Annotated in this window: 23 protein-coding genes; 13 read left to right on the top strand and 10 right to left on the bottom strand. The window is 61.4% G+C overall.

Translation table 11 applies throughout. The annotated features are described in order from the left end of the window. Positions 1–103: 103 nt before the first annotated feature. The 4 genes from ppk2 to groL form a co-directional block, all read right to left on the bottom strand. Positions 104–1,003, bottom strand: a complete 900-nt coding sequence (gene ppk2, locus ATK06_RS05175) for a polyphosphate kinase 2 (protein ID WP_048380854.1) — start codon at positions 1,001–1,003, stop codon at positions 104–106. A gap of 133 nt (positions 1,004–1,136) precedes the next feature. Continuing rightward, positions 1,137–1,298 carry a hypothetical protein gene (locus ATK06_RS11235; protein WP_161796001.1) on the bottom strand — a complete coding sequence of 54 codons (162 nt, stop codon included), beginning with the start codon at positions 1,296–1,298 and terminating at the stop codon, positions 1,137–1,139. Positions 1,299–1,344: 46 nt separating this feature from the next. Next, the gene (locus ATK06_RS05170; protein ID WP_048380856.1) at positions 1,345–1,539 is read right to left on the bottom strand and encodes a PorH family porin; all 195 of its coding nucleotides are present in this window, start codon (positions 1,537–1,539) and stop codon (positions 1,345–1,347) included. A 429-nt stretch (positions 1,540–1,968) separates the two neighbouring features. Beyond that, the gene (gene groL, locus ATK06_RS05165) at positions 1,969–3,606 is read right to left on the bottom strand and encodes a chaperonin GroEL (protein ID WP_048380857.1); all 1,638 of its coding nucleotides are present in this window, start codon (positions 3,604–3,606) and stop codon (positions 1,969–1,971) included. Between the two features lie 162 nt (positions 3,607–3,768). Here groL and ATK06_RS05160 point away from each other — a divergent pair, with 162 nt between their 5' ends. The 8 genes from ATK06_RS05160 (at position 3,769) to ATK06_RS05125 (ending at position 13,163) form a co-directional block, all read left to right on the top strand. Beyond that, a complete protein-coding gene (locus tag ATK06_RS05160; RefSeq protein ID WP_098388955.1) occupies positions 3,769–5,106 on the top strand; it encodes a dipeptidase in 1,338 nt (445 codons plus the stop codon). 261 nt (positions 5,107–5,367) lie between these two features. Next, complete coding sequence (locus ATK06_RS05155) at positions 5,368–8,349, top strand: Na+/H+ antiporter subunit A (protein ID WP_048380859.1); 2,982 nt, start codon at positions 5,368–5,370, stop codon at positions 8,347–8,349. After that, positions 8,339–8,830 carry a Na(+)/H(+) antiporter subunit C gene (locus ATK06_RS05150; RefSeq protein WP_048380862.1) on the top strand — a complete coding sequence of 164 codons (492 nt, stop codon included), beginning with the start codon at positions 8,339–8,341 and terminating at the stop codon, positions 8,828–8,830. Before ATK06_RS05155 ends, ATK06_RS05150 begins: the two co-directional genes overlap by 11 nt. Further along, the gene (locus ATK06_RS05145) at positions 8,823–10,553 is read left to right on the top strand and encodes a Na+/H+ antiporter subunit D (protein WP_098388954.1); all 1,731 of its coding nucleotides are present in this window, start codon (positions 8,823–8,825) and stop codon (positions 10,551–10,553) included. The genes ATK06_RS05150 and ATK06_RS05145 overlap by 8 nt, the downstream gene beginning before the upstream one ends. Next, the gene (locus tag ATK06_RS05140; RefSeq protein ID WP_048380865.1) at positions 10,553–11,065 is read left to right on the top strand and encodes a Na+/H+ antiporter subunit E; all 513 of its coding nucleotides are present in this window, start codon (positions 10,553–10,555) and stop codon (positions 11,063–11,065) included. The genes ATK06_RS05145 and ATK06_RS05140 overlap by 1 nt, the downstream gene beginning before the upstream one ends. A 1-nt stretch (position 11,066) precedes the next feature. Continuing rightward, positions 11,067–11,342, top strand: coding sequence for a monovalent cation/H+ antiporter complex subunit F (locus ATK06_RS05135; protein WP_098388953.1), 276 nt, complete (start codon positions 11,067–11,069; stop codon positions 11,340–11,342). Continuing rightward, entirely contained in the window at positions 11,343–11,729 is a 387-nt protein-coding gene (gene mnhG / locus ATK06_RS05130; RefSeq protein ID WP_048380869.1) for a monovalent cation/H(+) antiporter subunit G, read from the top strand. Between the two features lie 186 nt (positions 11,730–11,915). Further along, complete coding sequence (locus ATK06_RS05125; protein ID WP_143341397.1) at positions 11,916–13,163, top strand: HNH endonuclease signature motif containing protein; 1,248 nt, start codon at positions 11,916–11,918, stop codon at positions 13,161–13,163. Here the strand turns inward: ATK06_RS05125 and ATK06_RS05120 are convergent. The 3 genes from ATK06_RS05120 to ATK06_RS05110 are packed head-to-tail and all read right to left on the bottom strand — an operon-like array spanning position 13,160 to position 15,099. After that, positions 13,160–14,290 carry a glutamate--cysteine ligase gene (locus tag ATK06_RS05120; RefSeq protein ID WP_048380876.1) on the bottom strand — a complete coding sequence of 377 codons (1,131 nt, stop codon included), beginning with the start codon at positions 14,288–14,290 and terminating at the stop codon, positions 13,160–13,162. The two genes, ATK06_RS05125 and ATK06_RS05120, sit on opposite strands and share 4 nt — an antisense overlap. 6 nt (positions 14,291–14,296) lie before the next feature. Next, a complete protein-coding gene (locus tag ATK06_RS05115; protein WP_053072837.1) occupies positions 14,297–14,881 on the bottom strand; it encodes a LytR C-terminal domain-containing protein in 585 nt (194 codons plus the stop codon). A gap of 14 nt (positions 14,882–14,895) precedes the next feature. Beyond that, the gene (locus ATK06_RS05110; protein ID WP_309543692.1) at positions 14,896–15,099 is read right to left on the bottom strand and encodes a DUF3263 domain-containing protein; all 204 of its coding nucleotides are present in this window, start codon (positions 15,097–15,099) and stop codon (positions 14,896–14,898) included. 16 nt (positions 15,100–15,115) lie between these two features. Here ATK06_RS05110 and ATK06_RS05105 point away from each other — a divergent pair, with 16 nt between their 5' ends. From ATK06_RS05105 to ATK06_RS05085, 5 genes are all read left to right on the top strand, one after another. Next, a complete protein-coding gene (locus ATK06_RS05105; RefSeq protein ID WP_048380880.1) occupies positions 15,116–15,697 on the top strand; it encodes a peptide deformylase in 582 nt (193 codons plus the stop codon). 1 nt (position 15,698) lies between these two features. Then, the gene (locus ATK06_RS05100) at positions 15,699–16,709 is read left to right on the top strand and encodes an N-acetylglutamate synthase, CG3035 family (RefSeq protein WP_048380882.1); all 1,011 of its coding nucleotides are present in this window, start codon (positions 15,699–15,701) and stop codon (positions 16,707–16,709) included. A gap of 10 nt (positions 16,710–16,719) precedes the next feature. Further along, positions 16,720–17,544: an exodeoxyribonuclease III gene (locus ATK06_RS05095; protein WP_048380884.1), complete on the top strand. Its 825-nt coding sequence runs from the start codon at positions 16,720–16,722 to the stop codon at positions 17,542–17,544. Between the two features lie 10 nt (positions 17,545–17,554). After that, a complete protein-coding gene (gene cls, locus ATK06_RS05090; RefSeq protein ID WP_098388951.1) occupies positions 17,555–19,042 on the top strand; it encodes a cardiolipin synthase in 1,488 nt (495 codons plus the stop codon). An 83-nt stretch (positions 19,043–19,125) separates the two neighbouring features. Further along, a complete protein-coding gene (locus ATK06_RS05085) occupies positions 19,126–20,343 on the top strand; it encodes a Na/Pi symporter (protein ID WP_098388950.1) in 1,218 nt (405 codons plus the stop codon). On the opposite strand, the gene ATK06_RS05080 is transcribed toward ATK06_RS05085, so the two are convergent. Genes ATK06_RS05080 through ATK06_RS05070 form a run of 3 tightly spaced genes read right to left on the bottom strand, consistent with a single transcriptional unit; the run spans position 20,340 to position 22,531 of the window. Continuing rightward, positions 20,340–21,104: an ABC transporter permease gene (locus tag ATK06_RS05080; protein WP_048380888.1), complete on the bottom strand. Its 765-nt coding sequence runs from the start codon at positions 21,102–21,104 to the stop codon at positions 20,340–20,342. The two genes, ATK06_RS05085 and ATK06_RS05080, sit on opposite strands and share 4 nt — an antisense overlap. Continuing rightward, positions 21,101–22,033, bottom strand: a complete 933-nt coding sequence (locus ATK06_RS05075; RefSeq protein WP_098388949.1) for an ATP-binding cassette domain-containing protein — start codon at positions 22,031–22,033, stop codon at positions 21,101–21,103. Before ATK06_RS05075 ends, ATK06_RS05080 begins: the two co-directional genes overlap by 4 nt. A gap of 42 nt (positions 22,034–22,075) precedes the next feature. Next, entirely contained in the window at positions 22,076–22,531 is a 456-nt protein-coding gene (locus tag ATK06_RS05070) for an NUDIX hydrolase (RefSeq protein WP_098388948.1), read from the bottom strand.

The following is a 22,531-nucleotide window of genomic DNA, read 5'->3' as shown; positions in this document are numbered from 1 at the left end:
CCACCTGAATAAAATTAAAACGGCTGTCAAATGTTCAATTTGAAGCTCGCGGAATAGCATGAAACCCCCAGGGAGCACTCCTGGGGGTTTCACATTGTGCGGATTAGTCGCCGATCTGGTCGCGGCCACGCATCACGATGTTGGGGTCGGGTTCGCCGACGAGTTCGTAATCCTTGTCGGTGTAGTCGAACTTGCTCAACACGTAGCGCATGGCGTTGATGCGGGCGCGCTTCTTGTCGTTGGACTTGATGGTGATCCACGGGGATTCATCGGTGTCCGTGTAGCGGAACTGTTCTTCCTTAGCGCGGGTGTAGTCATCCCACTTGTCCAGCGAAGCCAGGTCCATTGGGGAAAGCTTCCACTGACGGACCGGGTCCACCTGGCGGATTGCGAAGCGGGTGCGCTGCTCCTTCTGGGTCACGGAGAACCAGAACTTGGTCAGCGAAATGCCGGAGCCCAGGATCATGTTTTCGAGCATCGGCACTTCGCGCAGGAATTCAGCGTGCTGAGATTCAGTACAGAAGCCCATGACGCGTTCGACGCCGGAGCGGTTGTACCAAGAGCGGTCGAAGAACACGATTTCGCCACCGGACGGGAAGTGCTCAATGTAACGCTGGAAGTACCAAGAGGTGGACTCGCGTGGAGATGGCTTCTCCAGAGCGACGGTACGGGCACCACGGGGGTTGAGGTGCTCGTTAAAACGCTTGATGGTGCCACCCTTGCCGGCTGCGTCGCGACCTTCGAAGAGAATGATGTGGCGCTGGCCGGTTTCCTTGGTCCAGTTCTGCCATTTCAGCAGCTCAATCTGGAGTTGGCGCTTGATGTGATCGTACTCTTCGCGCGACATGCGCTCTTCATAAGGGTAGTTTTCACGCCAGGTTTCGACGGGGCGTCCGTCGGGGCGGATTAGCGTGGGATCGTCCTCATCGGAGTCATCTACTACGTAACCTTCGGTCTTTGCGAGGTCGATGATTGGGAGATCGTCGTCATTGTGCTCTGCCATACTTTTACCTTACCTTGTAGGGGGTACTTCACGCTGTACACGGGGGCAAAAGGGTGGATGCGCCAGAAGTTTTGGGAATGCAGAAAGCCCGCTCCCAGATGGGGGCGGGCGTGGAAGCCTTGAAGGCTAGGTCTTACTTGACCAGCTTAGCAAGGTTGCCCAGGTTACCTGCGAGGGAGCCGAGGAGCTTCAGCAGGTTCAGCAGGTGACCGGTGACACCGGTGGAGGACAGTGCGTCCCACTTCTCGACACCCTTGTTGTAATCACCAACGGTTAGCTTGTTGTTTGCAGCCATGTTTTTCTCCTTGAAGAATTGAAATGAATCGGGTTGAGATGCAGAATTAAGCGTTCTTCTTAGGGAAGAGACCCTTGGTCTCGTTTGCAAGCTCGGTCCAGTTAGCTGCTGGAACCTTATCAGTTGCAACGCGACCGGTCAGACCTGCGAAGAAGTCTGGGATGCCCTGGAAAAGCTCAACCAGGTTCTTTGCGAAGGTGCTGAAGTCTGCGAGTGCAGTCTGTACGAAACCGAGATCCATAAAGATTCTCCTTAAGTGGGGCCAGCGGGGCTGGCGTATTTCCAGTATGCCGACACCCAGGAGGGCGTCACGGACTCTTATTTTGCCACTTTTTCCGGGGCCGTCAAGTTCTATCCAGGAAAAACTTTTCGCCATTAGACATACTTAAGTTGCATCTTAAGTAATTTACCAATAATTCACCCTGGCTATAACCGCCGATAACCTGCACATTTCCGCGAACCGGCAGTGAGCTGCGGAAATTTTTTATTGCATAACGTAACGCTAATTCATTGCGGTTCGATACTGAGCAATCTTAGGTAGGTTGATTCGTTCTCAGGAAGGAAACTTACCCCCTTTAGGGGGTACTCTGCGAATGCAAGAAAAAGGGCCCCAGCTGTGGAGCTGAGGCCCTTGGGGCGCTGCGTGCGTCGTTAAGCGAGCACAGGGGGCTTAGAAGCCACCCATTCCGCCACCCATGTCAGGAGCTGGTGCTGCTGCTGGCTCTGGCTTGTCAGCGACGACAGCCTCGGTGGTCAGGAACAGTGCTGCGATGGACGCTGCGTTCTGCAGAGCGGAGCGGGTCACCTTGACCGGGTCAGAGATGCCAGCCTCCATGAGGTCGATGTACTCGCCGGTTGCGGCGTTGAGGCCCTCGCCTGCTGGCAGGGATTCAACCTTCGCTGCGACGACGCCAGCCTCGAGGCCCGCGTTGGACGCAATCTGCTTCAGCGGTGCAGACAGGGACTCGCGGACGATCTTGACGCCGGTTGCTTCGTCGCCGGTGAGGTCAAGGTCGTTCTCGAGGACGTGTGCAGCCTGCAGGAGGGCGACGCCACCGCCGGCGACGATGCCCTCTTCGACGGCTGCCTTTGCGTTGCGGACAGCGTCCTCGATGCGGTGCTTACGCTCCTTGAGCTCAACCTCGGTTGCGGCACCAACCTTGAGGACTGCGACGCCACCGGCAAGCTTTGCCAGGCGCTCTTGCAGCTTCTCGCGGTCGTAGTCGGAGTCGGAATTTTCGATCTCTGCACGGATCTGCTTGACGCGGCCTTCAATCTGCTCCTGGGAGCCTGCACCCTGGACGATGGTGGTCTCATCCTTGGTCACGACAACCTTGCGTGCCTGGCCCAGGAGTGGGAGGTCTGCGGTCTCGAGGGACAGGCCAACCTCTTCGGAGATGACCTGGCCGCCGGTCAGGATGGCCATATCCTGCAGCTGAGCCTTGCGACGGTCGCCGAAGCCTGGCGCCTTCACAGCAACAGACTTGAAGGTGCCACGAATCTTGTTCACGACCAGGGTGGACAGTGCCTCGCCCTCAACGTCTTCGGCGATGATCAGCAGTGGCTTGCCGGACTGCATGACCTTCTCCAGGACTGGGACCAGGTCCTTCACGTTGGAGATCTTGCCGGAGACGAAGAGGATGTATGGGTCCTCCAGGACAGCTTCCTGGCGCTCCATATCGGTTGCGAAGTATGCGGAGATGTAGCCCTTGTCAAAGCGCAGGCCCTCGGTGATTTCCAGGTCGACGCCGAAGGTGTTGGACTCTTCGACGGTGATCACGGAGTCCTTGTTCACGGAACCGTTGCCCACCGCGTACATTGCGCGAGCGATCTGCTTACCGATCTCTGGGTCAGCAGCGGAGATACCTGCGGTAGCAGCGATCTGCTCCTCGGTCTCTACTTCCTTAGCCTGCTCGAAGAGCTTCTTGGTGACGGCTTCAACGGCCTGCTCGATACCGCGCTTGATACCCATTGGGTTGGAGCCTGCAGCCACGTTGCGCAGACCTTCCTTGACCAGTGCCTGCGCCAAGACGGTTGCGGTGGTGGTGCCGTCACCTGCGACGTCGTCAGTCTTCTTAGCTACTTCCTTGACCAGTTCTGCACCGATCTTCTCGTAAGGATCCTCGAGCTCAATGTCGCGGGCGATGGAAACGCCGTCGTTGGTAATGGTAGGAGCACCCCAGGACTTCTCCAGGACCACGTTGCGGCCCTTGGGGCCAAGGGTGACCTTGACGGCGTCAGCCAGGGTGTTCAGGCCTGCTTCGAGGCCGCGGCGTGCTTCCTCATCAAAGGCAATCATCTTTGCCATGTCTGTTCTCCTTGTAATTTTTGTTGCTGTATTAATAGGGAAGACTTCCGGGGCTTGCGAACACCAGATTTCTGGCACTCGCACCGCGAAAGTGCTAACCCCCGTTCTAGCACTTGAGCCTTGCAAGTGCAAGGTTGGCGCCGACGCGTACCCTAGAAGGCTATGAGCACACAGCGTGAACTAATTTTCCAGCAACTCAAGGAAATCGTCTCCTTTAACTCCGTCCACGGCGATCCAGCCCTCACTGAAGCATGCGCCGGTGCGGCTGTGTGGACCGAGAATGCCCTGCGTGAACTGCCGATCGCTTTCGACGTCACCGCAATCCCCACCGTCGACGGCTCTACCGCAGTCCTCGCCCACCGCGATGCCGACGAAGGCCAGCCCACCGTCCTTTTGTACTGCCACCACGACGTTGTCCACGCCGGCGATCCCGCAGCGTGGGAATCGGACCCCTTTACGCTTACTGAACGCAACGGCCGCTGGTACGGCCGCGGGGCCGCTGACTGCAAGGGCAACCTGGTCATGCACCTGGCCGCCCTGCGTGACTTCGCCGAGACAGAAGACCCGGCCGCACCCAAGATTGGCCTGACCGTCCTGGTTGAAGGCTCGGAAGAGCAGGGCGGCGAGGGTTTGGATACGCTCATCGAGACGCGCCCCGAGCTGTTTGCCGCTGAAGCCATCCTCATCGCCGATACGGGTAACGCGGCCGTCGGCACGCCTACTTTGACCACCAGCCTGCGTGGTGGCGCCCAGCTCGGCGTCACCGTGCGCACCCTCGAGGGCGCGGTCCACTCCGGCATGTTCGGCGGTGCCGCCCCAGATGCTGTCGCAGCGCTGGTCCGCACGTTGGATTCGCTTCGCGACGAGCACGGCCGCACCGTCATCGATGGGGTCGACACCACCGCCACCTGGGACGGCGCACCCTACGACGCCGAAACCTTCCGCACCGACGCCGGCGTCCTCGAGGACGTGGACGTCATGGGCGACGGCGAAAACCCCTCCGACCTGGTGTGGGCGCGCCCGGCCGTGACCGTGACCGGATTCACCTCCACCCCAGTCGCTGAAGCCGTCAACGCTGTCCCCGCAATTGCCCAGGCGCAGCTCAACCTTCGCGTACCCGCCGGCATGGATGCCGCTACCACCGCCGAGGCACTGAAGAAGCACCTGGAAAACCACGTCCCGTGGGGCGCGCACATTGAGGTCACGATTGAAGACATCAACGACGGCTTCGCCACCGACGTGACCAAGCCGGCCCTCAAACTCTTGGGGCAGGCACTGTCGGAGGCGTACGACGGCAAGGACATCGTGACCGTCGGCAGTGGCGGATCCATCCCGCTGACTCTCAAGCTGCAGAACGAATACCCGGACGCAGAAATCGCGCTCTTTGGCGTGGAGGAGCCGCAGACCGTGATCCACTCCGCCAACGAGTCCGTTGACCCTACCGAGATTGAGCGCATCGCGGCCGCAGAAACCCAATTCCTGCTCAACTACGGAAAATAAACACATAGTGTGAGCACGGACACAACAAAATGTTGTACGTGTCCGCAAAACCATATGTATGCTGCGAAAGCCCCCGACTCACCGATAGTCGGGGGCTTTCGTGATGGGACCATATATAACAGTATCTTCAAATTTGGTTCACCCGGCGCGCTTCCAACCGCTATGCTGGCTGATATTGGCCGCGCCCTGTCCTAGTTAGCCGTCAGTGTCGGGGACGTGGTTAGCATTTGTCCGCCGATGCCAATGGGGAGCGTTCCACACGTGTTATTACTTCTGTGTGCCCTAACTATTGCAGCGGCGATTGCACCTTTGCTCTTGCGCACCATCGGCAGGGCAGGCTTTGGCCTCCTTGCGCTGGTGCCGGCAGCCGGATTCGTGTTCGTTGTCCACAATTTCTTGCGCGGCAGTTTTGCCGAGGGCAAGGCGTTGACAAGGAATATCGAATGGTTGCCGATGCTCAACCTTGACCTCGAGTTCAGAATGGATGCCCTCTCCGGGTTCTTCGCTCTGATCGTGTTGGGTGTAGGTGCACTCGTCCTCCTGTATTGCTGGGGTTACTTCGATTCCAACCCGATCCGCCTATCTATTTTCGCCAGCCAGATGACGGCGTTCGCGATGGTGATGTACGGGTTGATTATTTCCGACAGCCTGCTGTTGATGTACATCTTCTGGGAAATCACGTCCGTGCTTTCCTTCCTGCTCGTCGGCTATTACGCCGAGAGGGCGTCGTCACGCAGGGCTGCGGGCCAGGCGCTTCTTGTGACCACGCTCGGTGGTTTGGCGATGCTGGTCGGCATTATCCTGCTGGGCCGTCAGACAGGCGTGTGGAGCTTCTCCGAGCTCGCCCGGTTCGCTGCTGAGAATGATCTCACCCAGATTCCGCATCTGACCATCGCCGCTGTGCTCATGCTCGCTGGCGCGCTGACCAAGTCCGCTATTGCGCCGGCCCACTTCTGGCTCCCTGGCGCAATGGCCGCGCCGACCCCGGTGTCCGCATACCTACACTCCGCCGCGATGGTGAAGGCCGGTATTTACCTGGTCGCGCGCCTGGCCGCGGAATTCCACGTGCTGTCCGCCTGGTACCTGGTGGTCATCCCGCTGGGGCTCTTGACCATGCTCATGGGCGGTTGGATGGCGCTGCGACAGGTGGATCTCAAGCTGGTGCTCGCGTACGGCACCGTCTCCCAGCTGGGCTTTATCATCTCTGTGATGTCTGTGGGCTCCCCGGCCGCAATCCAGGCCGGCCTGGCCCTGACCATGGCGCACTCCCTGTTCAAGGCCACCTTGTTCATGATTGTGGGTGCCATCGACCATACTGCTGGCACCCGCGACGTGCGCCATATCTCTGGTCTGGGCAAGAAGCAGCCGTTCATCATGATTCTGGCGATTATTGCCGCTGCATCCATGGCGGGTATCCCGCCGCTGTACGGATTTGTGGCGAAGGAGACCGCGCTGCAAGCGATTCTCGACGAGCCACTCCTGCAGGGCATGCCAGGCAACCTCATGATGACCGGCCTGGTCCTCGGCTCGATTCTGACGATGGCGTACTCCTGCTACTTCCTGTACGGCGCGTTTGCCACGAAGGGCGCGGAGCACCCATCTGGCGGTGGCGTCTCCAAGGCAGTCGCCGAGATGCATGCGATCGGCCCGAAGCTGTGGCTCGCACCGCTGACCCTGACCGTGGGCACCATCGCGCTCGGGCCGTGGCCGAAGCCGATCGATTCGGTGATTAGCCAGCACCTTTTCACGCTCGTCAGCGACCCGGACCAGCTTCCCGGCCACCTTGCACTGTGGCATGGATTCACGGTGGCCCTGGGGCTTTCGGCAATCATCATCATGGCAGGTTATCTGCTGTACCACTACCGCGATGTTGCGCTGCGCTTCCAGCTGGAAGAACCCGCCCTGGGCGATGCCGACGAGGCGTACGACAAGGTCCTGCACTTCTTCCGCACCCTGTCGCTGCGGATCACGGCAAGCACCCAGCGTGGTTCCTTGGTGATCAACCTGGGCGTCATTTTCGCGGTGCTCACCGTCATGCCAATGATTGCGCTCATCCTGGGCGACCGCCCAGAGGTCCACATGGTGGTTGCAGAAACCCCGTGGCAGGCCGTGGCTGCGGCGATCATCATCGTGATGGCTATCGCCGCGACCCGCACCAGCAACCGCCTCTCCGGCGTGATCATGGTTGGTGTGACCGGCTACAGCATCGCCATGATCTTCGCACTGCAGGGCGCACCGGACTTGGCGCTCACCCAGGTCCTCGTGGAGACGATCTCCATGGTGGTCTTCATGCTCGTACTGCGTAAACTGCCGACGACCACCGAGTGGCGGGGCACGCCGAAGGGCAACCGCTACCGCGCCTGGCTGGCCGCCGCAACGGGCCTATCGGTCACGGTCATTGCACTCTTCGCGATGAACTCCCGCACGCAGGAACCGATTTCCCAGTACATCCCAGACTTGGCCTACGAGATTGGGCACGGCGCGAACGCCGTCAACGTGCTCCTCGTCGACCTTCGTGCATGGGACACCATGGGTGAAATCTCCGTCCTGGTGCTGGCCGCAACCGGCGTTGCTTCCCTGATTTACGGCACCCGTTCGTTTACCCGCCCGTCGCGTCGCCCGACACTGCGGGCTACCGGCCGCCGGTGGTTGGCCGCGGACGTCGATAGTGAAAAGGCACAGAACCGTTCGCTTATGGTGGACGTGGTCACCCGCATCGCGTTCCCGTCGATGATTCTGCTGTCCCTGTACTTCTTCTTCGCTGGCCACAACGCACCCGGTGGCGGCTTCGCCGGCGGCTTGGTTGCGGCACTTGCGTTTAGCTTGCGGTACATCGCAGGCGGGCGCCAAGAATTGGAAGAAGCGCTCCCGGTTGATGCAGGCAAGATCTTAGGTTTTGGTCTGCTGCTTTCTACCGCGGCAGCGGTGTGGCCGATGTTTGTGGGCCGCCCGCCGCTGACCACCGAGGTCTGGGACTTCACTCTGCCGCTCATCGGCGAGTTCCACGTCCCGTCAGCGCTGCTCTTCGACGCTGGCGTGTACCTCATCGTGATCGGTTTGATCATGCACATTCTCACCTCACTCGGTGGCCGCATTGATAGCGATGAGGAAATTCGTCGCCAGCGCACCCGCGAGCGCGCGGCGTCGCTGACGAAGGCGGCGCAGGAACGTCGTAAAGCAATCAAGGCGAAGGCAGCCGCCCAGGCCGCCTCCGCAGGAAAGGAGGACCGCGATGACCGCTAACCTATTCCTCCTCGCCGCAGCAGGCGCACTGATTGCTGCCGGCGTGTACCTCATGCTCGACCGCGCCATGACCAAAATGATGCTGGGCATCATGATGATCGGTAACGGCGGAAACCTCCTGCTCCTGCAGGCCGGCGGCTCCGCCGGTTCCCCGCCGATCAAGGGGCGCGAGTCCATACTCTTCGGCGAGACCATCGCCGACCCCCTGTCGCAGGCCATGATCCTGACCGCGATCGTGATCTCCATGGCGATGACCGCGTTCATCCTGTCCTTGGCCTACCGCCAGTACCGTTACCGCACCGCGGACGTCATTGAGGACGATACTGAGGACGCAGCAATCGCAGCACGCCCGACAGCCCCTGCGGCGGCGCCTGACCACGACGCCTCCGATGACCCGGAGACCGGCCAGGTCACCTCGCAGGGCGATAACTTCGGCCCGGCCTCGTTCGAATCGCCACTGAAGGGAGAAGAAGATGACTGATTTTGTATCCGCCGTCCTCCCGGCGATGCCGTATCTGATTCCGCTACCGATCCTGCTTCCCGCAATCGCCGCAGCTTTGTCCCTGATGTTTGCACGCAAGACGTGGGCGCAGCACCTCATCGCATTCCTCGCGCTGCTTGCCGTGATCATTGTCTCCGGGGTGATGCTGTACGTCATCGACTCCGAGGGCATTCAGACCGTCCAGCTTGGCGGGTGGGACGCCCCGATCGGAATCACCCTGGTAGCTGACCGCTTATCGACGATCATGTTGACCGTCGCCGGCCTCGTCATCTTAGCCGTCATGTGGTACGCGATCAGCCAGGGTATTCGCGACGGCTCCGACCGTGAGCCGGTAGCCGTGTTCATCCCGAGCTACCTACTTTTGTCCATGGGTGTGAACCTGTCCTTCCTCGCAGGCGACCTCTTCAACCTGTACGTGGGCTTCGAGATCTTCCTCGTGGCCTCCTACGTCCTGCTCACCTTGGGTGGTTCGGCCTCCCGCGTGCGCGCTGGCGTGGGCTACGTGATGGTGTCCATGGCGTCCTCGATGATCTTCATCTTCGGCCTGGCCATGGTGTACGCCTCCGTGGGCACCGTGAACATTGCCCAGGTGGGTATCCGCATGGAAGACGTCCCGGACGGCACCCGTGCTGCGATCTTCGGCGTGCTACTCGTCGCGTTCGGCATTAAGGCAGCGGTCTTCCCGCTGGATGCGTGGCTTCCGGACTCCTACCCCACCGCCCCGGCGCTGGTCACCGCGGTGTTCGCGGGCCTGCTCACCAAGGTGGGCGTGTACTCCATTATCCGTATCCAAACCACGATCTTCTCCGACGGCTCACTGAACACGATGCTCATGTGGGTGGCGCTGGCCACCATGCTCATCGGCATTTTGGGTGCGATGGCGCAGAACGACATCAAACGTCTGCTTTCGTTCACCCTGGTCAGCCACATCGGCTACATGGTCTTTGGCTTGGCGCTGGGTACCGCGCACGGCCTGAACGGCGCGATCTTCTACGCCGTGCACCACATTCTGGTGCAGACCGCACTCTTCCTGGTCGTGGGTCTGATCGAACGCCAGGCGGGCACCTCGTCTCTGCGTCGCCTGGGCTCGCTCATGTACCTCTCCCCCATCATCGCGGTCTTGTACTTCATCCCGGCCATCAACCTGGGCGGTATCCCACCGTTCTCCGGGTTCATTGGCAAGGTCATCCTGCTCCAGGCCGGCTCTGAGGTCGGCGGGTTCATGGCTTGGCTGCTCATCGGCGGCGCGGTGGCAACCTCCCTGCTGACTCTCTACGTGATGATCATCGTCTGGTCCAAGGGCTTCTGGCGTGACCGCAAGGACGCACCTGAAGGCCACCTAGCTATGGCGTCGACTTCCCCGCTGGTTGATATCACCGAAGAGGTTGAGGTGACCGAGCGTGAGGACGTCGGCAAGCTCCCGTGGGGCATGGTCGGTTCCACCGCCCTGCTGGTGATCGCCTCCCTGTCCGTGACCGTGTTCGCCGGCCCTATCGTGGGCGTCACCGAGCGGTCCGCCGAATCGATCTCTGAGGTTGAGAATTACCGCACCGCAGTCCTCGGCGACTACGACCCCGCCACCGGTGAACCGGCTAACATTTCCCGCACGCTCACCCCAGAGCGGCTTGACGACGGCTCCGACACCCGCGAAGGCGACCTCTCCGACCTGACCTCACACCTCAATGCAGGAGGACAGAACTAATGCTTACTGGAGTAAAGAACCGGTTTAGGCCCTGGACCGTCCTGTGGATCACGTTCATGTGGGTCATGCTCAACGGCGAAGTAACCTGGGGCAACGTGATTGCAGGTGTGCTGCTAGGCACATTCATCGTACTCGCCCTGCCTTTGCCTAAACTCCCGTTGCCGGATAACACCAGCATCAACTGGGGTCTGCTGTTCAAGTTCATTCTGATCTGGATCAAGGACCTCATGGTCGCCTCCTTCAAGGTGGCGTGGATTGCGATTCGCCGCGAGGACCCACCAAAGGCCGCGATCGTGCGCGCCCCGATGCGTGTGCAAAATGAGCTCGTCCTGACCATGGCAACCTCGCTGTACAACTTGCAGCCAGGTGGTTCGGTCACCGACATCGACATCGCGAACCGCATGTGGACCTGCCACCTACTCATGGCCGGCACACCAACGGATCTTGAGAACGAACTGCAGAATATTGCCAACCTAGAGAAGGCAATGATCAACATTTTCGAAAGGGGCTGACATGGATTCCACAATCTACAACGCGATTCTGGCCGTTGCGGCCGCCATGTTCGCCGTCGCCTTCGTGCTGGCCGCGTACGCGATTGCACGCGGGCCCAACTCCATGGACCGTGTACTCAGCCTCGACGGGCTCATCGCCATGGTGCAGTGTGCCCTTGCTGTGTACATCTGCTGGACGCTAGATACCACCGTGGTCAACGCCATGATCGTGGTCGCACTGTTGGGCTTCATCTCCTCGACGTCCGTGGCTCGCTTCCGTAAGAGGGATGGTGCATAAATGAACTGGCAACTTGTCACAGATATCGTCTCCCTGGTGTTCATCCTGGTCGGCGCGTTCCTGGTGCTGTCTGCGTCGATTGGTTTGGTGCGCTTCAAGGACACGATGAGCAAGATTCACATCATCACGAAGCCGCAGACCACGGGTCTTTTGCTCACCGTCATTGGCGCAATTATTCGTGTCGCCGGTTCCGAGAACTTTGGCGTCGGCCAGCGCGGTGACATGGGCATTCTGGTCCTACTGATCCTCTTCACCTTCGTGACCAACCCCGTCACCGCCCAGCGCCTGGGTCGCGTGGCGCGCCGCGAGGGTCTCTACGGCGACCGGCATCGCCTTTCGCGTAACGACGCCCCCGCGCAGCGTTCCCTGCGCAACAGGCGGAAGTAGCCGGACTACAGGTTGGCCGGGGTCGCGTACGTGGTGCGTGGCCCCGGTTGTGTATTTATGTTCTTTTACAACACCGCTGGCCTGCGTTTTTACATTTACTATTGACACACCTGTTCTAGTCTTTTATTGTGGTAGTACAGCAAAAAAATTCTCGGCCCGGGGTGGGCCAGATAACGGGACGGGGTTGTGGAAACTCTTGAGATACCGCCACATATCCGAAGAGAACCGGGGGTTAACCCGCCGGCGTACTTCGCGTGCAGCGACCAGACTGATCCGATTGCAGTCATGCTTGAGGGCGCCAGGCGCCCGGAGTTCATGGCCTTGGAGCACATGATGCGCAAACCGGATGCCACGATGCGGGACACCATCAAATCCATTAGGCGTTCTTCCCAATACACGCGCGGGCGTGCCCACAACGTGGTCATCGTCGGAATGTCGATCTTGCACCAGTTACCTAAAACATTGGCGCTGCAGCGGGAACTTTTTCTCCTGGATGCGCAACACATTTCCATCATCGCATCCATCCTGGACGCTGCACCGGATGATACGTTGCCGGATATTGACGGGCTACTGGCCACACTCCTCCAGCCGACCTTGCCTGCCCAGACGTTTCCGGACCACACCGCGTTCCGCAAGGAAGTGACCAAAATCCTGGTCGCGGTGAATCCTCAGTTGAAGCCGGAACCTACCAAAAAGGAGCTTCCACCATTCGGGCTGGACCTCCCCGAGGAGAACGAAGGCGACGTCGCAGCCCTCCGCGCCGAATTCACGAAGCCTGATGGCCTCATCCTGGACGAGGCGATCCGTTCCATCGCGCGCGAACACGACTGCACGCGCGAGGATGCCTTCTACAAGCTCATCTTTGAGAACATCACCGTGAAGCTCACTCTCAACGTCTACCAGGCCGAAGACATACCGGACGCTCCGGCGTGGATGTCGGGCGTCGGATGGATGACCGGCGAATTACGCGACGAACTGCTGGCCAAGGTCACGAGCACGCGCAACCTGGCGGATTACAAGGACGCGAAATCCAACTCCTACACGCCCGGCCCAGGGCTGAAAGCCTACTTGGAAGGTCGCGACGGGACCTGCGGGGTGCCCGGCTGTACTACGCCTGCGCACCGGTGCCAGAAGGACCACCGCGTGGAGTACGCCGAAGGTGGGGAAACCTCCGCGAAGAACTTACTGAACGCCTGCTCTTACGACCACAATCACAAGACCAACGGAGGCCTGCACTACATCCTGGACCCAGAAACGGGCACCACAATCTGGCTACACACGGACGGCACCTTTGAAATTGGGCTAGCTACCGGCCCACTCTCGCCGCAAGGCAAGTGGGAGGCGAAAACGATCGCGGAATACCTGAAGGAACGCAAGCAGCGCGCGTACCGTAGCCGGCTCAATACGGAGGTGCACCCAGACCCTGAGTTTTAGCGCAGCGGAAGCTTCTCCCACATCTCCGCACACGTTGCATCAACGGCCGGGATCCACGAACCTTCACGCTTAAAGATCTCACGTTGGCGGTCGGAACCGGAACCAGTCTCTAGGATCTCGGACAGCAACTCCAGTTCTGGCAGGCAGCCTAAGTCTTCGGCTGTGCTGCGTAGGGTTTCGATGAGGGCCGGGAGGGCGTCGTGAAGCCATTCTTCATCGGTGGCGCGGCTGGTGATAATCTGCGCACCCAACCCGTAGCGGGCGGCGCGCCACTTATTCTCGGCGACGTGCCATGGTTGCAGGGTCGGCAGTTGCTTGCCTTCGGAGAGCATGCGGTCGTAGTAGACGACCAGGCTGTGCGTGAGCGCCACGATGGCGGATAGTTCGCGCAGGTTGGAGGGCGCGTCGGAGATGCGGACCTCGATTGTGCCCCACTTCGGGGCCGGGCGGATGTCTAGGTGCATGGACCCGGTGTGGCTCATGACCCCGGAAATCTCCTGGTCGTGCAGGTATTCCTCCCACTGCGCCCAGTTCTCGAACGGGTACGGCATGCCGGCGGTCGGCAGCTGCTGGTACAGCATCGTGCGGTTGGACGCGTAGCCCGTGTCCAGGCCATCCCAGCCCGGGGAGCTTGCCGACGGCGCCAGCAGGTGCGGGTAGTGCGTCATCAGCGCGTTGATGATCGGCCACACGCGATCCTCATGCGAGATGCCGATGTGCACGTGCAGGCCCCAGATGAGCATCTGGTTACCCCAGTACTGGGTGCGCTCGATGATCTCGTTGTAGGAGCCCTTCTCGCTGACGGGGTTCTCGCGGAAATCGGAGAACGGGTGCGATCCGGACGACCACAGTTTGAGTCCTAGCTCGTCGGAAGCCTCTTTGACGGCGCGCAGGTCCGCGTACAACTCCGCGACGGCGTCGGGCACACGGTCGTGGACGCCGGTCACCAGCTCCACGGTGTTCTGCAGGAATTCGCGCTCCAAGTGCACCTCGGGGTGGCGCTGTGCGACGATGTCGATAACTTCAGCGGCGCGCGGGGCCAGGTCCCGTGACTCCGGATCAATGAGAGCGATTTCCCACTCCACTCCGAGAGTGTGCCGTGGGGACCTGTTAAAAGGGGTTGCCATGGGGCCCTAGTTTACGGCCGCAATGGGCCCAACGAGAACTAGGGTGAGATCCTGGGGGTGGCGAGTTTCGTCACGAGCCTCCCCAATCGCAGGGTTATACGGCGCCGCGACGGCACCAACGCGGTCGGCGAGTTCACGGGCAGCCTGCTCGTGGCCGGGGTGGAAGAACACGGTGTTCTGCGGGACGGTCAGAAGGTCGCCGGCCAGGTTGCCGTCGATGCCTACAGCCTCCCCACGGCCACGCAGCGCATTCGCCGTATCTGCAGCTAGACCGGATTCCGTAGAGTTATTCAGCACGTGCACCACGCCGGTTGCCGGGGCCGGCGCAGGAGCTGCCGGGGCGGGCGTGGCCGCTGCGGGCTGTGTCTCTTGAGGGCTGGCCGCGGGCTGCTCCGCAGGCGCCGACGAGGCCGGGGCTGCGGTCGTGGGCGCGCTCGTGGTGGAGGTTTCGCTCGCGGTGGTGGTGGAATCAGAATCACCTTGAGTCAGTGCATAAATACCCCACAAACCAAGAAGAACGGCCACGGCGATAAGCACCATGGCGAGTCCACGCTTGGGAAAAGGTTGGGTGTTCGCATTCTCGTTAGTCACACCAGCAACTCTAGTCACATTTGGGGTGTGTCGCGTAAACGGCGCAGGCGCATCACTAGGGAGGGATAGGCCTCTAGGGCGCAAGCGTCGTCGAGAAGCGAATTGAGGCGCTGGTAAAAACGCACAGCACTCACACCCAGCTCGGCGCGAATCCGCTCCTCCGACGGGCGGCCGGCGGCCAGTTGCAGGAGGCGGTCATCGAAGTCAGACAAAGACACGTTTACACTGTAAGCCATGACTGTGCGCCCAATCGTTATTTACGGAGACCCTGTACTGCACAACCCCACCGCCCGCGCGGAGGAACCATACTCCCAGTACACAGAACTTATCGACGACATGTTTGAAACCATGAAGGTAGCAAACGGCGTCGGACTTGCAGCCAACCAAATCGGCTTGAGCCTGCGCATCTTCGTCTACAACTGCCCCGACGACGAAGGCCACTGGCACCGCGGCTACTTCATCAACCCCGAGCTCGAGACCAGCGAAGTCCCCAAAACCATGCCGGCCTCCGACGGCTCCGACGACGAAGGCTGCCTCTCCGTCCCAGGCGAAGGCTTCCCCACCGGGCGCGCCCACTACGCCAAGGTCACCGGCTACGACCTTGAGGGCAACGAAATCTCGGCCGAAGGCGAAGGCTTCCTAGCCCGCTGCTTCCAACACGAAGTGGGCCACCTCGACGGCTTCGTCTACCTCGACGTTCTGACCGGCCGCTACAAGCGCCAAGCCAAGCGCGCAGTGAAGGCCAACGGCTGGGACCACGCCGGGAACACGTGGATGCCTGGCGTCGACCGCGACCCATTCGGCCACGACGAATAATATGGGGTTCTTCCGCTCCCAAAGCTACGAGGTCGGCGACCGGATCGTGGTCCGCCGCAAGCTGCCGAACACCCCCGGTCTGGTCGGGGACATCATCGGGCACGTCGTGCAGGTAGACCCCCTCGTGGTCCGCCCGCAGAAAGTCGGCGGCTGGCCCTCTGACGAAGAGGCCATCGAAGTGCCGGCCGAACTCATCGTGATCGTGCGGCGGATGCCCGCGCGCACCGTCCGCACCGCCGACATCCGACACCTCGAACACGCGGCCGCGCTGGCCTTCCCCGGCCACGACCACACGTGGAGCAGCAACGGGAGCTGGCTGCTCCGCCAAGGCGACTCGATTACGGAGCGTTCCAACTCGGCCATCCCGCTTGGCCCGTCGGCAGGCTTCGAGCCCGTGCCCCTCCCCGAAATCCAGGCGTTCTACGACGCCCACCGCGAGCCCGTCATCCTGGCCATCCCCGAACGGATCGGCCGTGGGGCACAACAGCTTGTCGACGCCCATCCGGACCGCTGGCGCCTCTCCGACGAAATTCTCGCGATGGCTCTCACCCTCGACTCAGCCGAGGGGCCGGCCACTTTGCCCGCAGGCTACCGCTTCGATGTCCTGGACGAACCGACCGACGAGTGGTTAGCCCTCTACCACTTCCGTGGCACGCCCCTGCCCCCGAAAGCGCTGCGCCTCCTGCACTCCACCATCGAGGGCACCCTGGCGTTTGGGACCATCTTCTCGCCTACCGGCCAGGTGGTTGCCATCACGCGTGCCACCATTACCGAAAGCCCGGACGAAACCCAGTGGCTGGGACTCTCCGCTGTGGAGGTCGCCGAAACTGAACGCGGCCGCGGCCTTGGGAAAGCCATTGTGCAGCACGTTGTGGGCTGGGGACAGTCCCGTGGGGCGGGGCGTGCCTACTTGCACGTGCTCGCTTCTAATACAGGCGCGGTGTCCGTATACGAGAAGGCCGGTTTCGTGGAGCACCACCGCGTCCGGTACGCGCACGAAATTTCCCGCTAGACTGTCGCGTATGCGCATCGCAACCTGGAACGTTAACTCTGCCCGTGCTCGTGAGGAGCGCATGCTCGCGTTCCTGGACCGCCACGATGTGGACGTGCTGACGGTGCAGGAAACCAAGTGCACCGACACAAACTTCCCGTTCGCCGCCTTCGAGGACGCCGGCTACGAGGTCGCGCACGTCGGCTACTCGCAGTGGAACGGTGTGGCGATCATCTCCCGGGTAGGGCTTGACGACGTCCACGTGGGCTTCCCCAACCAGCCGGGCTTCGCAAAAGATCCGGCTAAAGAGCAGGCCCCCGAAGCTCGAGCGGTCGGCGCTACGTGTGGTGGCGTGGAGGTGTGGTCCCTGTACGTGCCCAATGGCCGTGAGATCGCTGACCGCCACTACGACTATAAAATCCGGTGGTTGTACACGCTGCGCGATTACGTCGAGAGGCAACTCGCGGCCGAACCGGCCCGGCGGCTCCTGCTCACCGGCGACTTCAACATCGCACCCCGCGACGAGGACGTCTGGGACATCACCGTCTTCGAAGGCCTCACCCACGTCACCGAACCGGAACGCGCCGCTTTCCAAGCCCTGGAAGAAACCGGATTAACCGAAGTCACCCGCGGTTTTACCGAATCCCAGAAGTACACGTACTGGGACTACAAAGCCGGGCGCTTCGGCAAGAATGAGGGCATGCGCATCGACTTCCAACTGGCTTCCGAGCGCCTCGCCGCCGAAGCGAAGGCCGGGTTCGTGGATGTGGACGAACGCTCCGGCAAGGGCGCCTCCGACCACGCGCCCGTCGTCGTGGATTATGAGTTCGCACCAGACTTTGACTCGGTGAGGTAACCCCCGCACCGTGAGTTGGAACATTGATACGTGGCAGGCCATCGGCCTGATTCTGGATTATGGCATCAAAATTTTTGCCATCGGCTACGTGCCGGAGGGACGCAAGCCATCCTCATCGACGGCGTGGCTGCTGGCCATCCTGCTGATCCCGTTCATCGGCCTGCCCCTGTTCCTCATCATGGGTTCGCCCTACGTGTCCCGGCGCCGGCACCGCATCCAGCGTGAAGCCAACGCCATGATCGAAGACGTGCAGGCAGACGTCCCCGACTACCCCGAGGGCGCGAACTTCACCCCGGAGATCGAGTCCCTGTTCAAGCTCAACCGGTCGCTGACCAACCTGCCGGCGGTCGTCGGAAAGAATAAAGGCGTGTGGACCGACTACAACGCCACGATCGCGCGCATGGCCGAGGCCGTCGACGAGGCACAAGAGTTCGTGCACGCGGAAATCTATATCACCGTGTGGGACGACACCACCGACCAATTCTTCCAAGCCTGCAAACGCGCAGTCGAACGCGGCGTGACCGTACGCTACATGTTCGACCAAATCGGGTCCTTCAAATACCCCAAATCCTCCAAGCTGAAGAAACGCCTGGAAGCAATCGGGGTGCAGACCTACGAGATGCTGCCCCTCGCCCCGTGGCGCGGACGCTTCCGCCGCCCCGACCTGCGTAATCACCGCAAAATGCTCATCATCGACGGCGAAACCGGCTTCCTGGGTTCCTTCAACATGATCGAACGCGGCTACGTGATGAAAAACCACAAGCGCGCCGGCCGCCAGTGGATCGACACCATGGTGGAACTCGAAGGCCCCATCGTGGACTCCATGAACATGATCTTCTCGGTGGACTGGTACAGCGAATCCGAAGAGCTTCTCGACGTCACCGACCACTACCAGGAACCCGAAATCCCCGAAGATGACACCTCCAGCGACAATATCGTCCAGTTGGTGCCCTCCGGCCCGGGTTATTCCACCGAGCCGAACCTGCGCATGTTCAACTCGATCATCCACCACGCCAAAGAACGCCTGGTCATGTGCTCCCCGTACTTCATCCCCGACGAGTCCATGCTCGACGCCGTGACCACCGCCTGCTACCGCGGGGTGCGCGTGGAACTCCTCGTCGGCGAAGCCTCCGACCAGTTCATGGTCAACCACGCCCAATCCTCCTACTACCAGGCACTCCTGGAGGCGGGCGTGAAGATTTACCAGTTCCCCAAGCCGTACATCCTGCACTCCAAGTTCGTTATCACCGACCCCGACAACCCGGAATTATCCCCGCTTGCGGTGGTGGGATCCTCGAACATGGACATGCGCAGCTTCGGGCTGAACTACGAAGTCTCACTCATGGTGGCGCGCGGCAACCTGATCACCCAACTCAACGAGACCGCCGCGGCATACCTTGCCGTGAGCCCCGAACTGACCTTGGAGCGGTGGAACGAGCGTGGTTGGGGCCGCCGCTACGTCGATAATGTGATGCGCCTGACGTCGGCATTGCAGTAAAGGCACCTGCCCGCCATTTCCGGTTCACCTAGCCCATCGCTAGACTTAACCTAGTTTTAGGTCTACGAGCAGGGAGGTTGTTCATGGCGTTAGTGCCCACCTCCCCGCTGGGGACCCAACACTCCGTCAACCCCAAAGACATTCCTGCTTCCGAGGACATGGTCCTGCTGTCTACCCCGGGCCGCGTAATCCGGTGGTTGGGCGTTCTCGTATCGGTGTGCGCACTGTTCGTGGGGGTCTACTTGATCATCGACGGCGTGTATGGGGCCGGGGCGGGATATATAAATCAGGCCGTCTCCCTGGCCGTGCACCCGATCTTGGGCCTGGCGTTGGGCGTTGTGGTCACCGCGCTGGTGCAGTCCTCCACGACGACGACCGCCCTAGTCATCGCGGCAGTAGGCACGGGTGCGATGTCGGTGGAGGTCGCGATTCCCGTGATCATGGGCGCGAACATCGGCACCACCATCACCCCGCTTATGGCCTCCCTGAGTTTCGCGGATAAGCATGAGCACCTGCGCCGCGCGCTCTCCGGTTCGAGCATGCACCTGCTGTTCAACCTGTCCCTCGTGGCGGTGCTCTTCCCCCTTGAGCTGCTGTTTCGCCCTCTGGAAAGGCTTTCGGCCGCGATTGCGCAGGGCCTCGAGTTCATGGACGCCATCGAGGTCCCCGCTTTCGCCATGGATCGGCTCCTCGAACCATTGATCGGTGCGGTGGGAACTGACGGGCTGCTCGGTTCGCTTTTCGACGTCCGCCTCGCCGGCCTCATCGCCATCCTTTTGGGCACAGCGATGGTGTGGACGGCGCTGCGGGTTATGAGTTCGCTGATTCAGACCCTGTTCGCTGCGACGACAAAGACCGTGCTGGAATCCATGTTTGGTGCCAGCACGGCCTCCGGTTTCGCCACCGGCTTCCTTGCCACGGTCGTGGTGCAGGCGTCGGCGGTCACGATTTCTACCACGGTCCCGTTTGCTGCCGCGAAGACGATCCGCCGCCGCGAACTGTTCAACATCATCGTGGGCGCGAACCTGGGTACTACGGTCGGCGCGTTCATCACGGCTATCGCGGTGCCTGGGGCGTTGGGAACGTTCGCGATCCAGGCCGCCCTGGTGCACATCCTGTTCAACCTGGTGGGCGCGATCGTGTTCTTTAGCGTGCCGGCTTTGCGGACGCAGATCCGCCGTATAGCACGCCAGTTTGGGCGCTTCGCTGCACGCAACGTTCCCGTCACCGTAGCGCTGTTCGCGGCCCTGTACGTGGCCGCTCCCCTGGCAGTGTTGGGGATTGGCGCCTGGAATTCTTAAGCGTCGCGCTTCATGGTGACGAACGTGCCCACCGCGAAGAGGCCCACCGCCCACGCAGTGAAGTACGCCAAGCTGGGCCACACTTCCCACGTGCTCGAAGAGAACAGGGGCTGGCTTTCGGTCACAAAGTAGGTCAGGCGCTTAAACGGCATCCAGTCGACCACCTTCGGCCCGATTCCGGGAAGGAAAGACACCACGTTTTCCAAGGCGATCGCCCAACCCAGGATCAGCGTGACGGCACCTGCCGTGTGGCGCAAGAGCATGGCAATACCCTGGCTGAAGACCACCACAAGCACCATAGCCAGCGGGAAGGCCCACATGGCGCGCACGGAATCCGCGCTGCCGAGTTCGAATCCCCGCCCCTCAGCGGCGAGCGCGTTTGCCAACACGGCCGCGATGATCCACGCCAGGAAGCTCAGCACCGCGGTAATCACGGAGTACAGGACTACCTTGGCCAAGGCCACCTGCCACCGGTTGGGCGTGCCCAGGTAGGTGGTGCGCTGCAGTCCGTACCGGTTTTCGGTGGTGAAAAGCATGGCAGCCTGGATAATCACCACGATGATAACCATTTGCCGCAGCGACTCCACAACCACGCCGGGGCGCAAAGGACCCAAGTCAAAGCCCAACTCAGGGTTAGCTTGGCCGTAGCTCTGGCCGCTCAACCAGCCGATGAAGACTGCGAAGAGGAGGATAAGACCGCTGGTCAACCACAGGGATTTCGTGGTGGACAGTTTGACCCATTCAGCTTTTATAGCGTTCACTTGGTGCCCTCCATCTGCTGGGACTGGTACTGGACGGCGTCGCCCGTCGATGTCATGTACGCCTCTTCCAAAGAAGCGTGGGTTTCGGTCAGCTCCGTCAGCGGCACGCCGAGGGAGAAGGCGAGCAGGCCGACATCGTCGCTGGTGGCGTCGGCGATGCGGAGGGTGGGCCGGCCGTCGGCGTCAACGGCGCGAGTGACGTCGAGGCCTTCTTCGCGGAAGCCAACCTCGAGGGCATCAATTTCGCGGGCGCGCACAGTCACGGACGTACCGGAGTTGGCGGCGATAAAGTCACGCACCGAGGTTTCGGCGATGAGCCGGCCCCGGCCAATGACCACGAGGTCTTCGGCGGTTTGCGCCATCTCGGAGAGCAGGTGGGAGGACACGAGCACGGTGCGCCCCTCCCGGGCGAGTTGTTGCATCAGGCCACGTACCCAGCGGATGCCTTCGGGGTCGAGGCCGTTGACGGGTTCGTCGAGAAGCACGGTGTGCGGGTCGCCGAGCAAGGCGCTCGCGAGTCCCAAGCGTTGGCTCATGCCCAGGGAGAAGCCGCCAGCTTTCTTGCCGGCGACGTCGGATAGCCCCACAAGCACCAGGACTTCATCCACACGGCTGGCAGGAATGCCGTTGGAGGCGGCGATCCACTTCAGGTGGTTTGCTGCTGTGCGGTTCGGGTGGACCGCCTTGGCGTCGAGAAGCGCCCCTACTTCGCGCAGTGGGTGCTTGAGTTCGTGATACCGCTTACCCCCGATGGTCGCGGTGCCCGCGGTGGGGTTATCCAGGCCGACGATCATGCGCATCGTGGTGGATTTGCCCGAACCGTTCGGCCCGAGGAACCCGGTGACCACCCCGGGTTTGACGCTAAAGGAAAGGTCGCTAACAGCGGTGACCTTCCCGTACGTTTTGGTCAGTCCTTGACATTCAATCACCCTGCCCACCCTACGTGAGCACAAACGCGCAGGGTAGGGTTTTCAGGAAGCCCACAGCAAAAGATCAGGCCACGACGCACCAAAGGCCGGCAGCAGAGGCAGCTTATCGACGTCCCCTAGCGGCACCCAACGCAACTCCAAAGACTCCGCGTTCGCGGTCGTGGAAAGCCGCTTTTCGCACCGCGCCAGCACGGTAGTGTACGTCCACCCCGTCGGGCCGGGACCTGCCGTGACTTTCTCGCCCACCACGGTGACGTTGGCCGGGTCGATCTCCGTTTCCTCTATCGCTTCACGCACCGCTGCCTCGGCCGCAGTTTCGTGGGAATCGCGGGCCCCACCCGGAAGCGCCCAGGTACCGCCCTGGTTCGTCCACTCCGCCCGGTGCTGCAGGAGCACGTATTTACCTTCCGCGACGAGCAGCAATCCCGCCGCCCCGTACTTTCCCCAGACTTTCTGTCCCTCGGGGCCGTCATTCCATCCGTTGCCGTCGCCGATCAT

This window comes from Corynebacterium renale (assembly GCF_002563965.1).
Taxonomy (GTDB): Bacteria; Actinomycetota; Actinomycetes; order Mycobacteriales; family Mycobacteriaceae; genus Corynebacterium; species Corynebacterium renale.
Note: the sequence above shows the minus strand (reverse complement) of the source record. Positions and strands in the feature narration are given on the sequence as shown.